The sequence below is a fragment of the Sphingobium sp. SCG-1 genome (assembly GCF_002953135.1).
Lineage (GTDB): Bacteria > Pseudomonadota > Alphaproteobacteria > Sphingomonadales > Sphingomonadaceae > Sphingobium.
Window position 1 is genome coordinate 323,745 of the sequence record NZ_CP026372.1, and the last position, 22,442, is coordinate 346,186.

General features: G+C 61.6%; 18 protein-coding genes. 6 read left to right on the top strand and 12 right to left on the bottom strand.

Features of this window, described 5'->3' with window-relative positions:
• Window positions 1–11 precede the first annotated feature (11 nt).
• Window positions 12–716, top strand: coding sequence for a glutamine amidotransferase (locus tag C1T17_RS01545; RefSeq protein WP_223262738.1), 705 nt, complete (start codon window positions 12–14; stop codon window positions 714–716).
• 43 nt (window positions 717–759) lie between these two features.
• On the opposite strand, the gene C1T17_RS01550 is transcribed toward C1T17_RS01545, so the two are convergent.
• From C1T17_RS01550 to C1T17_RS01590, 9 genes are all read right to left on the bottom strand, one after another.
• Window positions 760–2,850 (bottom strand): transglycosylase domain-containing protein, encoded by a 2,091-nt coding sequence (locus C1T17_RS01550; RefSeq protein ID WP_104951899.1) that lies wholly within the window; start codon window positions 2,848–2,850, stop codon window positions 760–762.
• 69 nt (window positions 2,851–2,919) lie between these two features.
• Window positions 2,920–3,324 (bottom strand): peptide-methionine (R)-S-oxide reductase MsrB, encoded by a 405-nt coding sequence (gene msrB, locus C1T17_RS01555; protein ID WP_104951900.1) that lies wholly within the window; start codon window positions 3,322–3,324, stop codon window positions 2,920–2,922.
• Window positions 3,325–3,355: 31 nt separating this feature from the next.
• Complete coding sequence (locus C1T17_RS01560; RefSeq protein WP_104951901.1) at window positions 3,356–4,438, bottom strand: NAD(P)/FAD-dependent oxidoreductase; 1,083 nt, start codon at window positions 4,436–4,438, stop codon at window positions 3,356–3,358.
• Window positions 4,435–5,085 (bottom strand): methyltransferase domain-containing protein, encoded by a 651-nt coding sequence (locus C1T17_RS01565; protein WP_104954934.1) that lies wholly within the window; start codon window positions 5,083–5,085, stop codon window positions 4,435–4,437. The genes C1T17_RS01560 and C1T17_RS01565 overlap by 4 nt, the downstream gene beginning before the upstream one ends.
• 38 nt (window positions 5,086–5,123) lie before the next feature.
• Window positions 5,124–6,215 carry a type III polyketide synthase gene (locus tag C1T17_RS01570; RefSeq protein ID WP_223262739.1) on the bottom strand — a complete coding sequence of 364 codons (1,092 nt, stop codon included), beginning with the start codon at window positions 6,213–6,215 and terminating at the stop codon, window positions 5,124–5,126.
• 43 nt (window positions 6,216–6,258) lie between these two features.
• Window positions 6,259–7,290, bottom strand: a complete 1,032-nt coding sequence (gene holA / locus C1T17_RS01575; protein WP_104951902.1) for a DNA polymerase III subunit delta — start codon at window positions 7,288–7,290, stop codon at window positions 6,259–6,261.
• A complete protein-coding gene (gene lptE, locus C1T17_RS01580; protein ID WP_104951903.1) occupies window positions 7,277–7,798 on the bottom strand; it encodes an LPS assembly lipoprotein LptE in 522 nt (173 codons plus the stop codon). Before lptE ends, holA begins: the two co-directional genes overlap by 14 nt.
• Window positions 7,795–10,305 (bottom strand): leucine--tRNA ligase, encoded by a 2,511-nt coding sequence (gene leuS / locus C1T17_RS01585; protein ID WP_104951904.1) that lies wholly within the window; start codon window positions 10,303–10,305, stop codon window positions 7,795–7,797. The genes lptE and leuS overlap by 4 nt, the downstream gene beginning before the upstream one ends.
• A gap of 40 nt (window positions 10,306–10,345) precedes the next feature.
• Entirely contained in the window at window positions 10,346–10,798 is a 453-nt protein-coding gene (locus tag C1T17_RS01590) for a DUF3576 domain-containing protein (RefSeq protein ID WP_189338449.1), read from the bottom strand.
• Between the two features lie 245 nt (window positions 10,799–11,043).
• Between C1T17_RS01590 and C1T17_RS01595 the strand changes: the two genes are divergently transcribed.
• From C1T17_RS01595 to C1T17_RS01605, 3 genes are all read left to right on the top strand, one after another.
• Window positions 11,044–11,772, top strand: a complete 729-nt coding sequence (locus C1T17_RS01595; protein ID WP_104951906.1) for a hypothetical protein — start codon at window positions 11,044–11,046, stop codon at window positions 11,770–11,772.
• A 316-nt stretch (window positions 11,773–12,088) separates the two neighbouring features.
• Window positions 12,089–14,293 (top strand): glycosyltransferase family 4 protein, encoded by a 2,205-nt coding sequence (locus C1T17_RS01600; RefSeq protein WP_223262740.1) that lies wholly within the window; start codon window positions 12,089–12,091, stop codon window positions 14,291–14,293.
• A gap of 16 nt (window positions 14,294–14,309) precedes the next feature.
• On the top strand, window positions 14,310–15,593 hold the full coding sequence (locus C1T17_RS01605; protein ID WP_104951908.1) for a glycoside hydrolase family 130 protein: 1,284 nt from the start codon (window positions 14,310–14,312) through the stop codon (window positions 15,591–15,593).
• Between the two features lie 10 nt (window positions 15,594–15,603).
• On the opposite strand, the gene C1T17_RS01610 is transcribed toward C1T17_RS01605, so the two are convergent.
• The gene (locus C1T17_RS01610) at window positions 15,604–16,728 is read right to left on the bottom strand and encodes a glycosidase (protein WP_104951909.1); all 1,125 of its coding nucleotides are present in this window, start codon (window positions 16,726–16,728) and stop codon (window positions 15,604–15,606) included.
• A 104-nt stretch (window positions 16,729–16,832) separates the two neighbouring features.
• Here C1T17_RS01610 and C1T17_RS01615 point away from each other — a divergent pair, with 104 nt between their 5' ends.
• Window positions 16,833–17,603: an ATP-binding cassette domain-containing protein gene (locus tag C1T17_RS01615; RefSeq protein WP_104951910.1), complete on the top strand. Its 771-nt coding sequence runs from the start codon at window positions 16,833–16,835 to the stop codon at window positions 17,601–17,603.
• Window positions 17,600–19,129, top strand: coding sequence for an ABC transporter permease/substrate-binding protein (locus C1T17_RS01620; protein ID WP_104951911.1), 1,530 nt, complete (start codon window positions 17,600–17,602; stop codon window positions 19,127–19,129). The genes C1T17_RS01615 and C1T17_RS01620 overlap by 4 nt, the downstream gene beginning before the upstream one ends.
• On the opposite strand, the gene C1T17_RS01625 is transcribed toward C1T17_RS01620, so the two are convergent.
• Entirely contained in the window at window positions 19,097–21,022 is a 1,926-nt protein-coding gene (locus C1T17_RS01625) for an acyltransferase family protein (protein WP_104951912.1), read from the bottom strand. The two genes, C1T17_RS01620 and C1T17_RS01625, sit on opposite strands and share 33 nt — an antisense overlap.
• Window positions 21,023–21,256: 234 nt before the next feature.
• Window positions 21,257–22,342, bottom strand: a complete 1,086-nt coding sequence (locus C1T17_RS01630; protein WP_104951913.1) for an alpha/beta hydrolase family esterase — start codon at window positions 22,340–22,342, stop codon at window positions 21,257–21,259.
• Window positions 22,343–22,442: the final 100 nt, after the last annotated feature.

Consider the following 22,442-nt stretch of genomic DNA (forward strand, 5'->3'; position numbering starts at 1 on the left):
TAATCGAAGGGGTGAGCAAGACAGCCCTGATCGTAAGACATGTCCCCCGCGAAGGTGCGGCCGGATTCCTCGCGCCAATAGAAGCCGCAGGATTCCGGATTGAGCGCATCGACGTCGCCGACCCGGCTTTCGAGGCTGTCGATCTCTGCGCACCCGACCTTCTCATCATGATGGGCGGCCCGATGGGCGTGTATGAAGCGGACATCCACCCCTGGATTCCGCTTCAGATAGAGAAGCTGGCTGCGCGGCTGGAGAAGGACAGGCCCACATTGGGCGTATGCCTCGGCAGCCAGATGATCGCCGCTGCCTTGGGTGCGCGGGTCTATGCCGGACCGACGTTCGAATTGGGATTTGCGCCAGTGGAGATACTCCGGGCGGGCTTGGATTCTCCGCTGCGCCATCTTGCCGAAGTGCCTGTGCTCCATTGGCACAGCGATACGTTCGACCTGCCTGCTAGTGTCGAGCTACTGGCATCCACGGCGCATTATCAGCATCAGGCGTTCCGGCGCGGCCCCAATGTGCTGGCGTTACAATTCCACGCCGAGATGGGCGAAGACCCCCGCTTCGAGGATTGGCTGACGCATTTCTGGGCCGACCTCGACATCGCGACCCAATGTCCGAACATGTTGCGGAAGGATCATGACGCCCACGGCCCCGGCGCAGTCGCCGCTGGCCGTGCGATGATTGGCGAATGGCTGGCGGGCTTGCGTCCGTAATCGGCGGCTAGCCGAAGCTTCCGCAAGGACGCCGTCAAGCAGCCTAGAGGTTCGGCTGCGTCGCTCCGGGCCGTTCCCTTGGCTGGCGTTCGCGGCCCAGAACATTATCGATCCAGTTCTGATCCATCTTCGGCGGGGCGACCACCTCTTGACCACCGTCGTCAACCGCAGGCGGCGGGTCCGATTCTTCTGAGGGTTCGGAGCTGCCATGGTCTATGGGCATGCCGTTCTCATCGACATACATGCCGTTGTCAGGCTTACCGAAATAGGATTCCTCGTCCGGCTCAAGTTGCCATTCGGGCAAGGTGACTTGTGTATCGAAGGGTTCGACAGGGCGTTTCGCGACCGCGACTCTCATATATTGCGCAAAGGCCTGTGCGGGTGCACGTCCACCTTGCAAGCCGCCAACGGCGCGGGCGTTGTCCCGGCCCATCCACACGCCGGTGGTGATGCCGCTGGAAAAGCCCATGAACCAGCCGTCCTTGTTGCTGTTGGTCGTACCAGTCTTGCCAGCGACGGGGCGACCGATCTGCGCGGCCTTGCCGGTGCCGGTGTTGACGGCCGTCTGCAACAAGTCGGTGATACCCGCTGCAACCCATGGCGCAACCAGCGCGCGGCTGGTGTCGTCCTCATGTTGGTAGAGCATCCGGCCATCGGCAGTCGTCACCTTGACGATGCCATAAGGCGTGACCGCAATGCCTTTGCGCGACACGGAGGCGAATGCGCGCGTCAAGTCGATCAGGCGCACGTCCGAGGTGCCTAGCACCATCGAGGGGTGGGTGTTGACCGGGGTCGTAATGCCGAAGCGGCGGGCCATGTCGGCGATAGTCGGGAAGCCGACTTCCATGCCAAGCTTCGCCGCAACGGTGTTGATCGAATAGGCGAAGGCCGTCCGAACGTCCATATCGCCCGAATAACGACCCGAGCTATTGCGTGGTTGCCAGCCATCAATGTCGACCGGCTCATCCTTAACGGCGGTGTCGGGCGTATATCCCGCTTCCAGCGCGGCCATGTAGACGAACAGCTTGAACGCGGAACCGGGCTGACGGACGGCCTGCGTCGCGCGGTTATAGTTGGACGTCACATAGTCGTTGCCGCCCACCATCGCGCGCACGGCCCCGTCGCGGTCGAGCGACACGAGGGCGCCCTGCGTGCCGGAGGGCGTATTGGTCTTGATCGCGGCGGTGGCGGCGCGCTGCATGTTGAGGTCGATCGTGGTCCACACTTCCAACGGCTCGTTCGGCTCGTCGACCAGCGTATCGAGTTGCGGCAACGCCCAGTCGGTGAAGTAGCGCACGCTGTTCTGCGGCGGTTCGGGCGAAAGCTTGACACCCGCTAAATCGGCATCGGCGCGCTCCACCGCAGTGATCGCGCCATTGTCGCGCATCACGTCAAGCACCACGCCCGCGCGGCCGATAGCAGCCTCGGCGTCGGCGGTAGGGGAGTAGCTGGAAGGCGCTTTCACGAGGCCAGCGATGATTGCGGCTTCGGGCAGACTAAGCTGCGCCGCAGAGTGGCCGAAGAACTTGCGGCTGGCGGCGTCCACGCCATAAGCGCCGCCGCCGAAATACACCTTGTTGAGATATAGCTCCAAAATCTGCCGCTTGGAGAATTTGCGCTCCAGCGCCATCGCCAGGATCATCTCGCGGACCTTGCGGCCCCAAGTGTAGCTGTTGTTGAGGAAGATGTTGCGCGTCACTTGTTGGGTGATGGTGGACGCGCCCTGCATACGGCGGCCGGTTCCGCGATTCTCGACCGCGAGCCATGCGGCACGGGCGAGGCCGATCGGATCGACGCCGGGATGATGATAGAAGCGCTTGTCCTCTACCGAGACCATCGCGTTCACCATCACGTCGGGAATCTGATCGAAGGAGAGCCAGCGTCCGAAACTGGGGCCGAGCGACACTATCACGCTGCCATCGGCGGCATGGACGCGGATCATCTGCCCATTGGGAGAGGATTTCAGCGCCTCGTAATTGGGGAGCGACTGCATCGCCACGACGACCGCGACCGCAAGTGCGATCAGGCCCGCGAGCAGCGATAGCCCGCCGATCTTCAGGCCGCGGATCAACCACAGCTTCACGCTAGCCGAAGCTCCACCCGATACTGCCTTCTTGCTGCCCGCTCGTGCCATCTGTTCGCCGGATACGCGTTAACCCTGTCCGCTACAAGCGGATGACGGCTTTATGGCGGCTGAACGTATTTATTCGGCTTCCTCGCGTGGCTTGAAGTCCAGCGAGGCGCTGTTCATGCAATAGCGCAGGCCGTTTTCACCGGGGCCATCAGGGAAGACGTGGCCAAGATGCCCATCACACTTGGCGCAGCGCACTTCGACACGCCGCATGCCATGGCTGCTGTCGACGACTTCCTGGACCACTTCGGCGTCGACCGGGGCGGTGAAACTGGGCCAGCCGGAACCGCTGTCATATTTCTCGCCTGCGTCGAACAGTTCCGTACCGCAGCCTGCACAATAATAGACGCCGTCACTCTTGTTCGCGTTGAGTTCGCCGGTGAAGGCCCGCTCGGTGCCCGCTTCGCGCAACACATGATAGCGTTCAGGGGAGAGGCGCTGGCGCCATTCGGCGTCGGTGAGATGCAGTTTTTCCATACAATGAATATGGGACAGCCATGTGACGCGATCAAGTCACGCGAGTGAGGCGTGCGACGAGATTGGCAGCGCCGGGGAGGGCAGTGAGCGCCTTCGCCAGCGCCGGACGATGGCCAAGGGTCTTGACGAAGCCTGCCAGCGCAAGCGGCTGCGCCACCCGCCGGGCAAAGGTCTGTTGGTGCAGGCTCGCGCCGTCGGGGCCGTGTTTCAACCAGTGCTCGACTGCGCTCTGTGCGCTGGCCAGGGCTATGCCGATACCCTCCCCGGCGACGGAGGGGATCACGGCCGCCTGATCGCCCAGACGGAACAGGCCGGTGCGTGTGTCCCTTGCGCGCCAGCCATAGGGCACATTGCCGATCGCGTCGATCTGCGGCTTGGCGGGCATGTCGGCAAGGCGATCGGCAAGGGCGGGCATTTCGTCGGCGAGCCGGGCGAATAAGGCTGCGGGATCGCCGCCAACGTCGGTGAGGCGGCTTTTGCGCACGGCCATGCAGGCGTTGACGCTGCCATCTTCCTGACAGACTAGGCCGAGATAGCCGCGTTCGAACAGATGCAGTTCGATGCGCCCGCCCACGAGCCGGGTCAGTGCGGGCGTGGGGACAAGGCGAAGGCGCAGGCCAAGTTCCGGATCGTCGCCGGTCCCGCCGCGAGGGGGCGCTACGCCGCGCAGGTCCGATTTGCCGGTGGCGAGGAACAGGCTCTGCCAAGGGATTGTCTCGCCATTGTGCAGCGTGGCGTCGAATTCTCCAAGCGCGCGAACCGTTATGCCACGTTCGACTGTCACGCCATCGGCTTCGGCACGGGCGAGCAGTGCGGAGTCCAGGCAGCGGCGCGAGATGCCCATGGCGGGCGCGGGGAGGCGGGCAATATGCTCGTTGCCTCCGACATAGAGTGCCATGTCGGTGACGGTGTGACCGCCCAATATTGCTCGGTCGACGCCCAGCGCGGCGATGCGCGCTAACGTCCGCCAACTGAGGAAACCGCCGCAGATGGCGTCGCCCGGAGCCTCGAGACGTTCGATCAGGCGAGGCTCAATCCCGGCCTTGGCCAGCGCAATGCCTGCGGCTGCGCCTGCCGGACCGCCGCCGAGGATCAGCGGCGCATCATGCGTCACTTGTGCCGCTCTACACAGAGCCGGAAGGGGAAGACTCGCTTTACCTGCGCCACGCCGCTCAGATGCGTCGCGGCAAGCATCGCCTCCCATTCGGCGGGGCGGAAGCTGCGCGCGATCGACAGTTGCCCGTCCTCCCGCACGATCCGATGCACGCCTAGCAAGCGCGCGAGCAAGGGAAAGCCGCGATAGGCGAAACCATGGCGGTGCAAATCATTCACGAACCAGCCGCGCGCGCTCACCTGTTCCATAAAAGTCAAGAAGTCGAGGCGCTGACGGTCACTCATATGGTGGGTGACAAAATTGGAGACGACGAAATCCCATGGCTCGCCCGCCAAGTCCGCATAGTCGCCGGTCCGATAGCGGATGTTCGCGCCGGGAATATGCCGCGCCTCTGCCACCGCTTCGCTACGGGGGTTGAGGTCCACGCCCACCAGTTCACAGGCGATGCCGCGCTTTTGCGCCCACTTCCAGATCGCGCGCAACATGCCGCCGTCTCCATAGCCCACGTCCAGCAGGCGGAAGGTCTTGGCGTTTGAGCGCTTCAGGAAAGCTAAGGTGGATCGAGGGGTGAGCGTTGCGATGTTGACGCGCGCGAGCCCTCTCAGGACGTCCGCATACACCGCTGGCGAAAGCGTCTCGGCATCCATCTGCTCCTCTTCTTCGGCGCGGATGGACAGGTCGCGAGTCACTCGCTGGCGCCGGTGAAAAGAAAACCTTCGGCGGCAAGGCCCGGTCCGAAGGCAATGGCGAGACCCTGTTTCGGCGCCGGTTCGGCAAGAATGCGGGCGAGGACGAACATCAGCGTGGCCGAGGACATATTACCGAACGCGTCCAATATGGCGCGGCTGTTGTCCAGCGCCGTACCGGGCAAGCGCAGCGCGTTGGCAACGGCGTCCAGGATCGAGCGCCCCCCGGCGTGGACGGCCCAGCTATCGACGGCGTGCGGATCGACCGGCAGCATGGCGGGATCGGCGAGCGCCGCGCCGATGGCGGCAGGCACTTCGCCCGACAGGTGCATCGCAAAGCCATGGTCGCCCATGTCCCAGCGAATGAGGTTGCCGCTATCTGGCACATTGCACGAGAATGGCTGTCCCATTGCGAGTCCTTGCGCGTCAGACGTCACCAGAGCCGCCGCCGCGCCGTCGCCAAATTGCAGCATCGCGAGCAGTGATTCAAGGCTGGCGTCCGCCTGCAAATGCAAGGTGCTGAGTTCGACGCAAACGACGAGCACGCGGGCGGCTGGCTCCGAACGGACGATGTGGCGCGCGGATCGCAGCGCCGCGACCGCTGCATAGCATCCCATATACCCGACCAGCAGCCGCTCGACGGAGGAAGACAGACCGATGCGCTGCGCCAGCAATTGGTCGACGCCGGGTGCGACGAAGCCGGTGCAGCTTGCCACCACCAGATGTGTGATGCCTTCTACCCGGACTTTGGTTCGTAAATCCTCGACCGCCTGTGCGGCAAGAATTGGCGCGGCATCTCCGTAGATCGCCATGCGCTGCGCTGTGGTCGGCCACGCGTCGGCGTAGAAGCCCCCCGTAGCGACCGGCGATCCGCCGATCTTCGGCAGTACGGACCAGCGGTGGCTGATTCCACTGCGTTGCGCCATGCGGTCGAACAGCTTTGCTTCGCGCGGATCGTTCAATTGCGCGCGCGCCCAGCCGATGAAGGCGTGGTGGATATCCTGATCGGGAACGGCGGTGCCGATGGCGGTGATATGAGCAGTCACGAAATCGGCGACACCTTTGGTGATGTAATCGCGAGGATACGCCAATCACCTAATGTATCAACAGATCACGTGAGGTCGCGGTTCCCCTTCAGGCGGCACGTTCTCGCGCCGCCTGCCGCGCTATGGTGAGCAACTCATGCGTCACCATGATGTCGCCTGCGTTCCGGCTGGAGCGGCTGGCGCGTTCTGCGGCACCCAAACGGCTGATGACACGGGCGATGCCGTTCGCATCCCATAACTTCACCTGGCGCGTCACAGTCGCCTTGTCCTTCCAGAACACGGCTTTGCCCGCACTCTCAATGGCGGCGTCGAGTCGGCCCGATACGTCGAATTCGGCGCGAATGTTGGCGAGCAGCATCGCGCGGTTCTGCAATGGGCGCAGGATCGTGCCCATGTTGGTGCCCATGACGCGCAGGCCCGCCAATTCGCTGTGCATGGCCTTGAGGTCGCCGCCCAGCACCGCGTTTACCAGCGGACCAACATCTTCCTCGAACGATTCGGCGGAGAGAGCATTCAGCGCTTCGGCTGTCGCCTCCACCGGATGCTCGGGCGCTGCGTCGAGGAACAGCGCCAGCTTGTCCACCTCGCCGGCCATCAGCGCACGATCGCCGCCGGTTAGTTCGGTGATGCGCCGCGCGAGGTCAGGCGGCAGACGCAGGCCCAGCTCGCGGGCAATGCCGATAGCAATCTGATCGGCATCGCGGCCTTCGGGCGTGTAGCTGATGCACGCCATGGTAGCCTTGTGATCAAGCGCCAGCTTTACAAGTTTCGACGTGCCTTTCAGCGCGCCTGCAATCGCGACTACCGGATTGCCCGCATGTTCGGCCTGCAACAGTGCTTCTATGGCGGGCAGCGCTTCATCGCCCAATGGCGTGACGCGAATCCATTGTTTGTCCCCGAACATAGATATCGAGGCGGCTTCGTCGGACAAGCGCGCGGGATCATTTTTCAGTGTAGCGCCATCAAGGTCGATGCGTTGCGCGTTGGCGCCCATCGCGCGTTCGAGCCGCTTGGACAGGGCGATGCTGCCGGATTCATCGGGACCGTAGAGGAAGAACAGGCGGATATCGGCGGGCGGCGCATCAAGCGCTCGCTCGATCTGCCCTTTATTGGCCTTCACGGGATTTGGCCGCTGCGGCGCGCTGTTCCTCTACCGCGAACAAAGCGAGGCGGGCGATGATCTGGTCGGCCACGGTCTGCGATAGTCGCTCTAGTGCCGTGTCCTCGGCGGCGATCGTCGCATATTCGCTGGAGGTGACGTCGATGCCTGCGTCCGATCCGGCGGTGGCGTCCACCATCTGGGTGCCGGTGGCTTCGTCGACGAGCTGGTACCGCGCGCGCAATGTGCGGCGTTCGCGGGTGATCGCGTCATCGGCACGGACGCCGAAGCCTTCGATGCTATCGTCCAGCTTTACGACAAGGCGGTAACGCGGGCCATTGCCATTGTGGATCAGTCGGTCCTGCAGCGCGTTGCGGACGAGCCATCCGCCTTTGCCTTCGATCGGCGCGACTTCGATATTGGACAGCGCCTGCGCGACCGGGCCGCTGCTCCCGCCGCTATAAACCGGGCGTAATCCGCAGGCGGACAGCAGCGCCGTGGCCGCGAAGAGAAGTGCGATGCGTTTCACAGGACCAGATTGACCAAACGATCGGGTACCACAATCACTTTCTTTGGAGCAGCGCCATCGAGCGTGCGCATCACATTGGGCGCAGCGAGTGCGAGGCGCTCCAGTTCATCCTTCGGCGTGCCTTTGGGCACGGTGATCGTGTCGCGCAATTTGCCCATCACCTGACAGGCGATGGTGACTTCATCCTCCACCAGCAGCGCCGGATCGACGTCAGGCCACGCCGCGTCGGCAATCAATCCCTCACCGCCAATATCTGCCCAGGCCTCTTCGGCCAGATGTGGCGTCATGGGGGCAACGAGCAGCGCAAGGTTGCGGATCGCGGTGGTGCGCGACGCGGACGGCGCCGCCTTTTCGACAGCGTTGGTGAGTTCGTAGACCTTGGCGACTGCCTTGTTGAAGGACAATGCCTCGATATCACGGGCGATGCCGTCGATGGTCTGGTGCAGCTTGCGGTCGAGGGGTTTGTCCTGCCCCTGCGCGTCCGGCTCGATCTGCCCGAACAAGCGCCACAGGCGGTTCACGAAGCGCCACGATCCCTCGATGCCGCTCTCGGTCCAGGGCAAGTCGCGCTCCGGCGGACTGTCCGACAGCATGAACCAGCGCACTGCGTCCGCGCCATATTGTTCGATGATGTCATCGGGATCGACGACATTCTTCTTGGACTTCGACATCTTCTCGACGCGGCCAGTGATGACCGGCGCGCCGCTTTCGATGTGGACGTAATCGTCGCCGTCCTTGCGCACTTCCTGCGGAGACAGCCAGCTACCATCGCCAGCCTTGTACGTCTCATGCGTCACCATGCCCTGCGTGAACAGGCCAGTGAACGGCTCGGCAATATCGAGCGCGCCGATATGCCGCAGCGCGCGCGTCCAGAAGCGGGCGTAGAGCAGATGCAGAATCGCATGTTCGACGCCGCCGATATATTGGGCGACCGGCAGCCAGCGTTCCGCCGCGGCCTTTTCGAACGGCTTGTCCTTCGGCTGGCTGGCGAAGCGGATGAAGTACCAGCTTGAATCGACGAACGTGTCTAGCGTGTCTGTCTCGCGCCGGGCAGGCTTGCCGCAACTCGGGCAGTCCACATGCTTCCACGTCGGATGCCGGTCCAGCGGGTTGCCCGGAATGTCGAAGGTGATGTCCTCCGGCAGAACGATCGGCAGCTGATCCTTTGGCACGCCGACCGGGCCGCAGCCTTCGCAATGGATGATCGGGATCGGCGTGCCCCAATAGCGCTGGCGCGACACACCCCAGTCGCGCAACCGCCAGACGGTCGTGCCCTTGCCCCAGCCGCCCTCTTCGGCGCGGGCGATCACGGTTGCTTTCGCGTCCTCGATGCCCATGCCGTCGATGAAGCGGCTGTTCACCAGTTTGCCGGGACCAGTATAGGCCTCATCTTGGATCGGCTCATCGGCATCACCGACCACGCGCGGCACGGGCAGCATATATTTGCGGGCGAAATCGAGATCACGCTGGTCGTGCGCGGGCACGCCCATAACTGCGCCGGTCCCGTAATCCATCAGCACGAAGTTCGCGACGAACAGCGGCAATTTGATCGCGGGATCGAACGGGTGGATCACCGACAAGCCGGTGTCGAAGCCCAGCTTTTCCTGTGTTTCGATTTCCGCTGCGGCGGTGCCGGACTTGCGGCACTCGTCCGAAAAGGTTGCAAGGTTTGCATCGTCTTTCGCCAGCGCCAGCGCGATCGGATGGTCGGCGGCAATGGCGGCAAAACTCGCGCCGAAAATCGTGTCGGGCCGCGTTGAGAAAACCTCCAGCCGGTCGATGCCGTCCACAGCCTGATCCAGCGCGAAGGAGAATTGTAGGCCGACCGATTTGCCGATCCAGTTCTCCTGCATCAACCGCACCTTATCGGGCCAATGATCCAGCGTACCGAGACCTTCGAGCAGTTCGTCGGCGAAGTCGGTGATCTTGAGGAACCACTGGCTCAATTTGCGTTTCTCGACCGGCGCGCCGGAGCGCCAGCCCTTGCCATCGATGACCTGCTCGTTCGCCAGCACGGTCATGTCGACCGGATCCCAATTGACGGCACTTTCCTTGCGGTACACGAGCCCCGCCGCATAGAGGTCGAGGAACAGCGCCTGCTCATGCCCGTAATAATCGGGTTCGCAAGTCGCCAGCTCGCGGCTCCAGTCGAGCGCGAAACCAAGCTTCTTCAATTGCGCGCGCATCGACGCGATGTTGGAACGCGTCCACTCGCCGGGATGCACCTTCTTTTCCATCGCCGCATTTTCGGCGGGCATTCCGAACGCGTCCCAGCCCATCGGATGCAGGACTTCGTGCCCCGTCATCCGGCGGAAGCGCGCCAGCACGTCGCCCATCGAATAGTTCCGGACATGGCCGATATGGATGCGGCCGGAGGGGTAGGGGAACATCTCCAGCACATAAGAGCGCGGCTTGGCGCTCGCGTCATCCGCGCGGAAACTCTGTCGTTCGTCCCAGACGGCCTGCCAGCGGGCATCCGCCTCAAGCGGGTTGAAGCGCCTTTGCATTCGTCACTCCTGAAGCGGGCAGAGAGGCCCGTCCGGTGGATTAATCCTTGTTGATCGCCGTGCGGCGCAGATCACGCGCCTTGGTGAGGATGATCTCCTCGATCTTCTGCACTGTCGCAGCCTGCATTGGCGCGTCGACCCACTGACCGGTCTGATTGACCTGGCGACTGCCTGCAACGCGCAGGGCGTCGGCGCGCAAATCCTGGTCGAGGATGGTCACAGTCAGCTTGATGCGCTCTCCGGGCGAATTAGGGTTCGCGTACCAGTCAGTGACGATGACGCCGCCATTCGAATCGGTCTGCACCAATGGCATGAAGGACAACGTATCGAGCGTGGCGCGCCACAAATAGCTGTTGACGCCAATCGTCGTGACCTTCGCCGCCGCAAGATCGGCTTTGGGCCGGTCCTTTGCGCCGCCACCGCAGGCACCAAGCGGGAGGACCGCCGCCATGACGAGAGCCGTTGCAAGCGAGCGGGCCGAAAGAGGGCGCATAAGCCGTGTCCTGTATAAATTCTGGGGCATTGTGCGGCATCTATAGGGAAGATAATGGAGGGAGCAAGCCTTCCGTGTACGGGTGTCGCACACCGTCATATCTGCACTATCGATGCCGGAAGACCGCAAATGTGTGAACTATGCAACAGCCATGACTAAAATGACTCGCCCTCTAGCCATTAGCGCGCGTTAGGTGTTATGCCTTTCAGCAAGAAAATATCGGGGCGGTAGAGTCGTTTAGGGTCATGGCAATCAAGGGCGGACATCTGGGGTGGTTGAGTGCGGCGGTAGCTGGCGCGGCTCTCGCTTTGTCTCCCGCCGTTGGTGCGGCTGCTGATCTGATCGCGGTGCGTAGTGCGAAACCCGTTTCCCTCAACAATCTTGGCAGTATCGGGTCGTTTACTCCAGCGACTCAGGATCCACGCCTGTCCTCCGCTTATGCAAGCGCAATCATGAGCGGTAGCCGGAAGACCTTCCGCTTCACGCCGACCAGCGGTTCGACGAGCGGTCGTCGTTCGATCACCGTACTGGTGCGCGCCGGGGATGACATGCCTGTCCGTATGGACCGGACGCTGCCGTCGGTCGGCATCACGCCAGTGGCCTTTAATCTGAACGTCTCGCGCGGCTGGCGCAAGTTTGCGCTCCCGGACGCAGTTGGCCGCAAGGCGCTCGATCCGATTCCTGTCGAAACGCCTGCGGCTGCGCGCAGCTTCTCGCTCGATCAGGGCAATAAAAAGCAGCGCTTCAGTACCAATGTGCTTGTCGACAGCAAAGGCGACGTGGGCGCGGCGGCACCAACGTTGGGTGATGACAAGAGCTATTCGGTGGAAGTCGGCAGCTCTTATTCACTTTCGCGCAACCTGAACGTGACGGCAGGCATGAAGTACAGCGGCCGCGTCAATCGCCTCGCGCCGATAACCGGGGATCGGCAGGACGCACAAGCGTTGTACCTGGGTACGGTCTTCAAATTCTGATCCTGCGGCATTCGCCGGAGCATCTTCTACAAGCTAGCGCTAATTGTTTGACAGCTTTGCTGCTTTCGCGAACAGCCGTCGTAGGTTTATCGCGCTTTTGTTATTGTGCCTTCCCCTTGCTTCAACAAGTTTCGCTGCGGCGCACCATGAAACTTTTCACCTACTAACGCATTATAGCAGGATGTGTTTTTCAACTATGATGGACACCTCTCTCGAAAGTTAGTCGATGAATCAGATATCGTTCGACGCGCACTTTGTCTTGCCGGCTCCAAAGCATGTGGCTTTGATTGGTAATGCGATGCCTCGACGATGCGGTATGGCGACATTCACCAATCATTGCCGCGACGCGCTTCTCGAGCAATTTCCAGACGTCCGCATTGACCATTATGCGATGGACGACGGGCGCGGCGAAATAGAATATCCTGCTGATGTTCACCTCATCAACGACCGGGATGCTCGTGCCTATGCCCGTGCGGCGCAGCAGATCGAAGAGAGCGGCGCGGAAGCGATCTGGCTTCAGCATGAATTTGGCATTTTCGGTGGTGCCGCGGGCGACCTCATCCTCCATCTCCTTGCCCGCACACGCCTGCCGTTGGTCACGACGTTCCATACCATATTGGAAAAGCCGAGCGCCGACGAACGTCGCGTCATGGATCGCCTGCTGGATCGGTCGCGGGACATCATCGTCATGTCCGAATTCGGTCGTGAAATCCTCCAGCGCGTCTACAATGTCGACGATCGCCAGATCAGCGTGATCCCCCACGGTGTGCCCGACCGTCCGCTGATAGAGGCTGAAGCGATGAAGCCGCAGTTTGGCTGGGCCGGACGCAAGGTAATATTGACATTCGGCTTGCTTGCCCCGGACAAGGGCATCGAAAACATGATCGAAGCCATGCCCGCGATCGTCGAGCGCTGCCCCGAAGCGCTCTATGTGATCGTCGGCGCAACACACCCCAATCTAATCCGGGAGCAGGGCGAAACGTTGCGTGAGAGCTTGGTCGCGCTGACACATCATCTGGGAATTGCCGATAACGTCCAATGGATTGACAACTATCAGGAGCAGGAAGAACTGCTTGATCGGCTTCAGGCGGCCGACGTTTACGTGACGCCCTATGTCAATCCGGCTCAGGTCACGTCAGGCACGTTGAGCTACGCCGTTAGCATGGGCAAGGCAGTGGTTTCCACGCCTTATATCCATGCCACTGAAATCCTGGATCAGGACCATGGCATATTGGTTCCGTTCCGCGACAGCGCTGCGATAGCCGACGCGATCATTCGGCTGCTGACAGATGATAAGTTGCGCCGCGATTATGGCGAGCGCGCTTACGCACGCGGACGTGAAATGCTGTGGCGCGAACTGGCGCGCCGTGTGGGGTTGTTGCTGGTGCAGAGCCAGGGTGCGCAACCTGCCAAGCTGCCGATGCGCCGCAATCACCTGATACTGGAGCCGAATCTGTCGGCGGTCTTTCGGATGAGCGACGGCACCGGCATGTTGCAGCATGGCATATTGTCGGTGCCGGACCGCCGCCACGGCTACTGTATAGACGATAATGCACGTGCGCTGCTGCTGATGACGCAGGTTCCTGTGATGGATGAGGAACTGCGGGATCAGTGGATCAGCACCTACGCCGCGTTCGTGCAGCACGCATGGAATCCGGATAAGGGACGTTTCCGCAATTTCATGTCCTATGATCGCAGTTGGTGCGAGGATGAAGGATCGGAAGACAGCTCGGGCCGTGCGATGTGGGCGCTGGGCGTTACTGCCCGCGATGCGCCGCTTGAAAAGCAGCGCGAATGGGCTGCGCGCCTGTTCAACGAAACCATCGAGCCAATGCAGCGCCTCGCCTCGCCCCGCGCGCAGGCATTCGTCATGCTGGGGGCCAGTGCAATTCTGGAGACTGAACCGGGTCATGTTCTGGCAAAAGAAGTGCTTCGAGATTTTGGTCGCAATCTTCTGGCGCTGATTGCTGAAGCGCGCCGCCCGGACTGGGCTTGGTTTGAAGCAGTGCTGGCTTACGATAATCCCCGATTGTCCGAGGCGTTGCTGCGCGCAGGCGTGGTGTTGCAGAACGCCGACTTCATCGAATGCGGCCTGACTACGCTGGAATGGATCTGGGCGCAGCAGACCGCACCTACCGGCCACTTCCGTGCGGTGGGATCGGAAAGCTTCGGCGAACCTTATGCGCCGCCGCTACCGTTCGACCAGCAACCGCTGGAAGCGCAAGCGATGATCGACGCAGCGGAAGCCGCCTTCGCCATCGATCAGTCGGGTCGCTGGCTCGATTGCGCGCACACTGCCTATCGCTGGTATCTGGGCGACAATGACCTTTCTCTTCCCCTCGCCACGCGGCAGGATGGGGGATGCTATGACGGCCTCACACCTACGGGCGTGAACCGGAACCAGGGTGCGGAATCGCTGTTGGCATTGCAACTATCGTCTTGTGCGATGAACAGGCTTTCCCAAATCGGCGCAAACGTGGCAATAGGGGCCACCCTGGGGGATGAGATCATCCCTGCCTGACAACGGATGATCTCTTTTGCTTGAATGTCATACTCTTAAGCTCAGGCTTTACGCCGATCCCGCGCGCGTGGTCGTCCGGCCGTTTCACCTTAGTTGGCAGAGCAACGGCAAAGGCCCGAGCCGCTCGCAGCGGATCGCGACAGCCGTGCTTGAACTGGACGAGAGCACCGTCGAGGATCAATTGACGCACGTCCTGCGCGATTTCGAAGCGCGGCACTGGCAGACGCGGCGTGTGTTCCGCACTCGCTACGACGAGATTCGCGCACAGCTCAAGTTGGACGACAGCAACTTGTCGGAATCGCGACGCCTGCTGATCGGCGCCTACTTTTGCCATGAGTACAGCTACGCCGCCGCCGCACTGATGAACCCCAGTGTCGTGCCGCACTATGACCAGACCGGCATGGCAAAGGGCGATTGCCGTATCATCATGTCGCTCCGCGCCGTCGGCGAAGGGCATATCAGCTCGGTAGCCTTCCGCGAGGGCGTAATCACTGACGACGGCGAATTGCTGTTGGCGCACCAGCCACCGTTCGCCACTGCCGCTGACGCCTATGGCGGCGAGAATGTCGTGAAGGAAGGCGAGGTGTCGGTTTTCCGGCATCCGGACAGTACCGTGTCCGGCACGGTGCTCTTCCCGATCACGGCCGCACAGGCCAATGGACTTGAAGACTTGCGGCTCGTGTATTTCCAGCATTCTGATGGATCGATGGAATGGCTGGGCACCTACACCGCGTATAATGGTCATCAGATCCAGTCGGAAATGCTGCGCACGCGCGACTTCCGCCGCTTCGACATGGTGCCGATGACCGGTAGCGCTGCACGGAACAAGGGCATGGCGCTTTTCCCGCGCAAAGTCGCAGGCAAATATATGATGATCGGGCGGCAGGATGGAGAGAACCTCTATCTCATCACTTCCGATACGCTGACGCACTGGGACGAGGGGCAGTTGATCCTGACGCCCCTTTACCCCTGGGAACTTGTGCAGATCGGCAATTGCGGCCCGCCGATCGAAATCGACGAAGGTTGGCTGCTATTGACCCACGGCGTCGGGGCTATGCGCGAATATTCGATCGGCGCGGTGCTGCTGGACAAGGACGATCCCTCGATCGTCTTGCGCCGCACAAAGACGCCTATCCTCGCTGCATCGGAGGACGACCGTGAAGGCTATGTACCGAACGTCGTCTATACTTGTGGCGCGATGAAGCATGGCGAGAACATCTTCATGCCTTATGGCGTGGCGGACAGTTCGGTGGCGTTCGCCTTCGTACCCATCGTGGACCTGCTGGCGCTGATGGATTAATGCGCTTTCCTCAAAGGCGAAAGCGGGCCTTGGGGATGGTGCTGATGCGACAGGCGAGGTCCGCCTCGCCGCTTGCGACGATGTAGTGATCGTCATGGTCGACAATGCCGGTCGTGAACACGACGGTATCCAGATACATCTGGTGTGAAAGTGGTTCGGTCAGCGACGCCTGCGGCGACAGGATGGGATCGGGACAGGTGTAGAGGATTTTCGACGGGTCCTTCGCGTCGAGCAGCGACCAGTAGGTGCGGTAGATGCCGATACCATCGTCCGGCTCGACACCATGCCACAGGCTGAGCCACCCTTCTGCTGTCCGCACCGGCGGCGCACCGCCGCCGATTCTCGCACTGACAACGCCATCCATCGACGATCGAATGCCCGGATTGCGCACCGGCTTCCAGTGCAGCGCGTCGGGCGATGTCGCGAGATTGATCGACGGCCCCGCGCGCCAAGGGCTGCCCGGCGGATAGGCGAAGTAGCAATCCCCCAGCGGCCGGGTCTGCGCCCAATAGCGCCCGTCGATTCGCCCTTCGAAGATCAGCATGTCCTTGTTCTGATGATCGAGCACGATGTCCTCGAACGTCCAATCTAGCCCATTGGCGGAGCTGTAAAGCGTCGTGGATTGGCGCTCCGGACTGACCGAGCAGGTGGTCATCAGCCAGCGGTCGTCCACCTTGCTGATGCGCGGATCTTCCACCCCATAGCATTGCCAGTCACCCTGCGGCGCGATGGCGCGATCATAGTGCATGGCCACGACCTCACGCGCATCGGGCGACAACTCGACCGGCAGCAGCCAGGACAGCGACGTCAGCGCCAGTACCGACCAGCCGCTCCCCCGTATTCGCAACGTGCGCGGATCGGTCATGTCCACGTCGGTTAGCGGCCAAGCATCGACAACATAACTGCCATCGTGCCACCGGATAGAATGGGCACTATTCCCCCGCACCGGCTCCCGCAGCGCTTCCGCGACACGAACCATCAGCAGCAGATTGCCATTTGGAAGGCGCGTCAGTCCGGGGTTGAACGCGCCCAGAACATAGGTTTCCATCGGCAACCGCCCGGCCAGGGGAGAGCGGCGCAGGTCGATATCGTCGGGCATGATAATCAGATGATCGTCGAACATGGCATCGGTCATCTCGTTCTCCCCGGAGGCGTTGCCCTGATGCCATAACCGTTTCCGCTTCGCATGGCTCCGTTGTCATCACTGGCAAAAATAAAGACGGGCGCTATCGTCGCACCATGCCCGAAGGTGAATCAGGTCCATCGATACGCTTTGCCGATGTGTCAGTGCGTTTTGGGGATGTCGTGGCGCTTGCCGGTATCGACGTGACGCTGGCGGGCGGAAGTTTCGTTGCCATCGTCGGCGCGTCCGGCTCGGGGAAATCCACGCTGCTACGCACGATCAATCGGCTGGTCGAGCCGCAGTGCGGGGATGTCCTGCTTGGGCAGCAGTCCGTGATGGCAAGCGATGTCGTGCGCCTGCGCCGCCGGATCGGCTACGTGTTCCAGAACATCGGCCTTTTCCCCCACATGACCGTCGCGCAGAATGTCGCGATCGGCTTGCGCATCTCGGGCGCGCGACACACGAAGGATCGCGTTGCCGAACTCCTCGAACTTGTGGATCTGCCGTCGCGGATCGGCAACCGTATACCGGACCAGCTTTCCGGGGGGCAGCAACAGCGAGTCGGTGTCGCCCGCGCGTTGGCGACGGAGCCACATGTGCTGCTGATGGATGAGCCATTCGGAGCGTTGGACCCGGTGACGCGAGACGCCTTGGGCAAACAGGTGCGCGCGCTGCACGACAGATTGGGCCTTACGACCGTGATGGTCACGCATGACATGGCCGAAGCGCTGCTTCTGGCAGACCGCGTGCTGGTAATGGCGGCAGGGGAAATCGTCGCCGATGGCACGCCGCATGACCTGATGGCTGGCAAAGGCGGCACCGCTGCCGATGCGCTGCTCGCCGTGCCGAGGGATCATGCGCGTCGTCTGGCGGAACTGGGCGCTTGACCGGCGTCGCGGAACTTGCCGGGCCGCTGGCTTCGCATGTCCAGATCGCTGCCGCAGCCTTGCTCCTTGGCCTGTTGATCGCACTGCCGCTTACGTTGTGGGCGGCGCGTAATGCGCATGTGGCGCGCATAGCGCTCGGCGCAGCGAGCCTGATCCAGACAATTCCGGCGCTTGCCCTGCTGGCGCTGTTCTACCCCATATTATTGTGGCTGTCGTCTTGGGTCGGTGGCGGCATTCCGGCCCTTGGGTTCCTGCCCGCATTGCTTGCGCTGGCGCTCTACGCGGTGCTGCCGATCTTGCGCAACGGGGTGACAGGGCTTGCGAATCTCAGTCCCGCAGTGCTGGAGGCAGCCGATGGCATAGGCATGTCCGCTTCGCAGAGGTTGCGCCTCGTCGAGCTTCCGCTAATCGCCCCGATCCTGATGGCGGGGATAAGAACGGCGGCGGTGTGGACGATCGGCGCGGCCACTCTCTCGACGACCATCGGCCAGCCGAGCCTGGGCGATCCGATCTTTGCGGGGCTTCAGACACAGAATTGGGTGCTGGTGCTGAAGGGTTGTCTCGCGGCGGCGGCGTTGGCGTTGTGCGTGGATGCCTTACTGGCGCTTGCAGAGCGCGGCATCAGGAATCGTAAGCCTTGGATAGCGTGGCTGGCGCTTGCGGTGTTGCTGATCGGCACGGGCGCGGCGTGCCTGCCATTTCGACGCGCCGATGGCTCGGTCGTCACTATCGGCGCGAAGAACTTCTCGGAGCAATATATCCTCGCCCGCCTGATCGGTGGACGCTTGCAGGTGGCGGGCTATACGGTGCGCTACCGCGAGGGACTCGGCTCAGCGGTCATCTACCGGGCGCTTGCGAGTGGCGATATCGATGTCTATGTCGATTATGCAGGCACGCTCTGGTCGAACGAGATGAAACGCGTCGACGTCGTGCCGCCCTCACGCATGATACCGGCCATCAACCAGTGGATGCAAGGCTCGGGGGGCGCGCGAGTGCTGGGGCCGCTCGGGTTCGAGAACGCTTATGTATTTGCTATGAAGGAGGAGGACGCAAAAGCGCGGGGCATCGTGACGCTGGATGATCTCGCGCAGGCCTCACCAGACCTACGGCTTGGATCGGACCTCGAATTTTTGGAGCGCCCCGAATGGAAGGCTGTAACCGCCAAATACCCGATGGCGTTCAGGCAGGCGCGCGCCTTCAGCCCGACTTTCATGTATCGCGGGCTGGAAAGCGGGGCAGTGGACGTTATTTCGGCTTTCTCCTCCGATGGCCGCATCGCCGCCGACCGGCTAACGGTCTTGCGCGACAACAAGGCCGCGATCCCGCGCTACGATGCCCTGCTTCTTCTATCACCCCGCCGCGCGAAGGACGCGCGTTTCGCAGCGGCGCTGCGCCCGCTCATCGGACATGTGACGGTAGAGGCAATGCGCGCCGCCAATCTCCAGGTAGACGCGAATACGAACAAGGCAACGCCTGCACAGGCGGCAATCTCGTTAGATCGCGTCATTCGCCGATCTCGGCCCTGATTTCCTGATGAACTGTTCCGCACCGGGCATAATCTGCGACCTGACGCGATCCACGACATAGGCGGAGCCGGCCAGCGACAAGTGCCCGTAGTCAAACTGCATGGCTTGTCCCGGCCCTGCCCAAATCGTGCATTCATCGGCGCAGAGCGTTTCGTAGAGCGAGATGTAATTGCCGCCAGCCGCTGTCACTGAGCGGGCGAACAAGCGATCCAGCGGCTGCACTTTCTCTTCCAGATAGCGGCTTGCCTTGTAGGCATCGGGACTATCGGCCCCAAGCGCGAGAATACGGGGAAGCGGTTGGGTATATTCGATGATAGGCCCGAACACGACCACGCGCTGAGTATAGCGCTGTAGCTTCTGGATCGTCGCACCCATCCGCTCCGCTTCGGCCGGTCGCCAGCGCCCCGCAAGTACAACCACGTCGATACCTCTGTTCGCGGGTAAAAACTCCTCGAACACATAGCGCATCAGGTCGGTGCACCGCTCATCGCCCTCGAAATCACCGACCGGCCGACATCCCGACGACGTCGCTTGCAGCACATTTGCATTCGGGAAACTATGCTTCAGCCCCGGATAATATTGGGCGGCATGGCTGTCCCCGATGAGTAGGATGTCGGGCTGACTGTCCGATCGTTTCAGACAACTCGCACGATCATATTGCTCGAATCCGGATGCGGCGAGGGTGAGGAAGCATTTGCCGGTTCGCCATTGTGCGTCCGGTTGTTTTTGCTGGGCCAGCACGTAGGATGCGGCTTCGCTGGTCGGCAAGACGATGGCCGATAACGGAGAGAAGAGCAGGCCCACCACGGCCACTGCCGCCAGTGAAGCGCCGCTCCAACCGAGGATGTGGCTCGGGCGATGATCGGTGCCACCCGACGGCTTCCGAAAGGGCCGCTCGATGAAGCGCCAGGAGAATGTGGCGAAGGCGATGCTTGCTACGAGCAAGCCAAGTTTTCCCGCCACGGTCATCTTGCCGAAAACATAAGGGTAGAACACCACTAGCGGCCAGTGCCATAGATAGAGCGAATAGGAGATCAGTCCTATGAACCGTAGCGGCGGCAGCGAAAGCGCGCGCGCAATAAGCGTATCGCCATGCGATGAACCCGAATGGATAATCATGGCAGCGCCGATGCAGGCCGGAGCCGCCGCCCAACCGGGAAATGAGGAACCGCTGTGCAGGAACTGGATCGACACCAGAATCATCACAAAGCCACTGATAGTGATAAGCTCCGCAGCTCTTCGGTTCGTGATCGGCGGAATGATGCCGACTGCAATTATGGAACCGATCAGCAACTCCCACGCGCGGAATGGCAACAAGTAAAACACCGCTTCGGGCGCTTGCCCTAACAAAGCACATGCCGCAACGAAGGATAAGGCGGCCATTGCTAGAAAGGTGCCGTTACGCACCTTAGCGGTCTGGCTCTTCAGGGCATAGATCACGACCGGTAAGACGATGTAGAATTGCTCCTCCACCGACAGCGACCAGGTGTGAAGAAGCGGGCTGCTCTTTGCGGCCTGATCGAAATAGCCGGAATTGAGATAGAAAAAGATATTCGACATGAAGGTCAGCGAATACAGCAGCGCCTGTTCGACCACTTTGCGTTCGGATGGGAACAATAGCAGTCCGGCCATCAACATACAGAAGAGGTAGACCGGGATAAGTGCAGGCAGGATCCGCCTGGCGCGCCGGACATAGAAGTCCATCACGCTGTAGGTTCTGGCATGGATGCCATCGAAGATGATCCGGGTTATCAGGAACCCTGAGATGACGAAGAATATGTCAACGCCGACGAACCCGCCTGGCGCGATTGGACCGAAGCCGATGTGGTAGATCACGACCGGTAGAACGGCGATCGAACGCAGGCCATCGATATCGCTGCGATATTTCAGCACAAGTTCCCCCTACTTGGCAGCTAATTTCCAATGGCCGGCGAACGTTGCGCCATATTGCCATCAGTCGAATTTCGGCAGGCGCTTCCCCGGTGCCGTTCGCGCGCGACCGCCATTTTGTTTCGCAACCGCAAAAACATTGGCGCTGCGACTTGATCTACGCAACAATTAAATCCGTTTTGGATTAAAAGGCGTCTTAAGAGGCTGCTTTTGTAGCGTTAATTGTTGGATGTAGGGTTAACGCATCAGCCCCGCAGCTTTCAACGCGCCTTCGATGACCTCCTGAACGCCCTGTGCCGCCTCGCGGTGCGGCTGGGGCGATGATGGCACTTTGGCGTGCGGATCGGCAACGACTTTGAAGTCCGCGTCCGGTGGCACTATCCCCCAGCTTTGCGCTATTCTTAAGGTAGAGGATGTGCCGGCTTCCAGCATGTAAGGGCCGATATTGCCGAAGCGTGCATCCTCCGCAGTGCTAAGCGGGGTGCCGTGCGCCATCCCGGCGATGATATGCTCTTCGACGACTGTTTCGCCTTGACCGTTTCGCCAAATACGCCGGGAATGACCGTCCATTACGTCCGTCTCTGGAGCTATCCGGCCCAGCCCATGCAGGGGGAGCCACTGATCGATGATCGCCTGCGCATTGCTGACCGCGACCGTCTGGTCGCCGCTCCCGTGCCAGATCGCGATGGAAGGTAGACGCTTTGAGGACTCCGACGGAGCGATCAGGCGGGCCAATGCCTCGCCTTGCGGTCCGCCTTGTCCGCGCATCCGCTCGAGCGCTTCGGGAACGCTCGACGCCGTCCCGTGCGGAAGCCCGGCGATGATGGCGCCGCCCTTGAAAAGCTCAGGGTAGCTCGCAAGAAGCGAAGATGTCATGGCGCCACCCGCCGACAATCCCGTCACGAATATCCGGTCGATGTCGAGACGGTGCGTTTCGATCATCCAGTCAATCATTTGCCGGATCGACAGCATCTCGCCCGCATCCCTTCGCGTGTCGTCGGGGCTGAACCAGTTGAAGCACAGGTTCATGTTGTTGCCGCGGCGCTGTTCCGGGAAGAGCAGCGCAAAGCCATATTGATCCGCCAGCGCGGACCAGCCGCTGCCATGATCGTAGCCGGCGGCGGTCTGCGTGCAACCATGCAGAACGACCACCAGCGGGGCCGCTTTGCTCAGCGCATCGGGTACATAGTAGCGGGCACCGAGATTGCCAGGATTTGATCCAAATCCTTCGATGTTACTAAGGCGATCGTTGATTGGGCCACCGACGCCTGCCGCCAGCTTGCTCTTTGCCAGTCGCTTCAAAGTGCTTGCTAGTCCCGCCATACTTGAATTCCTGTTCAAAGCGGCACTACGCCGCCTGGGATCAACCAACCGGCTTTCAAAGAGTTGCTGCACCGCACAATAACTTGTGTCAGCTACCTTC

What these genes read in the sequence shown, in the direction of transcription:
- C1T17_RS01565 (WP_104954934.1), bottom strand. Translation starts at nt 5,085, where the DNA reads ATGGATGCCGAGACGCTTTCGCCAGCGGTGTATGCGGACGTCCTGAGA.
- leuS (WP_104951904.1), bottom strand. Translation starts at nt 10,305, where the DNA reads ATGCAAAGGCGCTTCAACCCGCTTGAGGCGGATGCCCGCTGGCAGGCC.
- msrB (WP_104951900.1), bottom strand. Translation starts at nt 3,324, where the DNA reads ATGGAAAAACTGCATCTCACCGACGCCGAATGGCGCCAGCGCCTCTCC.
- C1T17_RS01630 (WP_104951913.1), bottom strand. Translation starts at nt 22,342, where the DNA reads ATGGCGGGACTAGCAAGCACTTTGAAGCGACTGGCAAAGAGCAAGCTG.
- C1T17_RS01595 (WP_104951906.1), top strand. Translation starts at nt 11,044, where the DNA reads ATGGCAATCAAGGGCGGACATCTGGGGTGGTTGAGTGCGGCGGTAGCT.
- C1T17_RS01550 (WP_104951899.1), bottom strand. Translation starts at nt 2,850, where the DNA reads ATGGCACGAGCGGGCAGCAAGAAGGCAGTATCGGGTGGAGCTTCGGCT.
- C1T17_RS01610 (WP_104951909.1), bottom strand. Translation starts at nt 16,728, where the DNA reads ATGACCGATGCCATGTTCGACGATCATCTGATTATCATGCCCGACGAT.
- C1T17_RS01600 (WP_223262740.1), top strand. Translation starts at nt 12,089, where the DNA reads ATGGCGACATTCACCAATCATTGCCGCGACGCGCTTCTCGAGCAATTT.
- C1T17_RS01590 (WP_189338449.1), bottom strand. Translation starts at nt 10,798, where the DNA reads ATGCGCCCTCTTTCGGCCCGCTCGCTTGCAACGGCTCTCGTCATGGCG.
- C1T17_RS01615 (WP_104951910.1), top strand. Translation starts at nt 16,833, where the DNA reads ATGCCCGAAGGTGAATCAGGTCCATCGATACGCTTTGCCGATGTGTCA.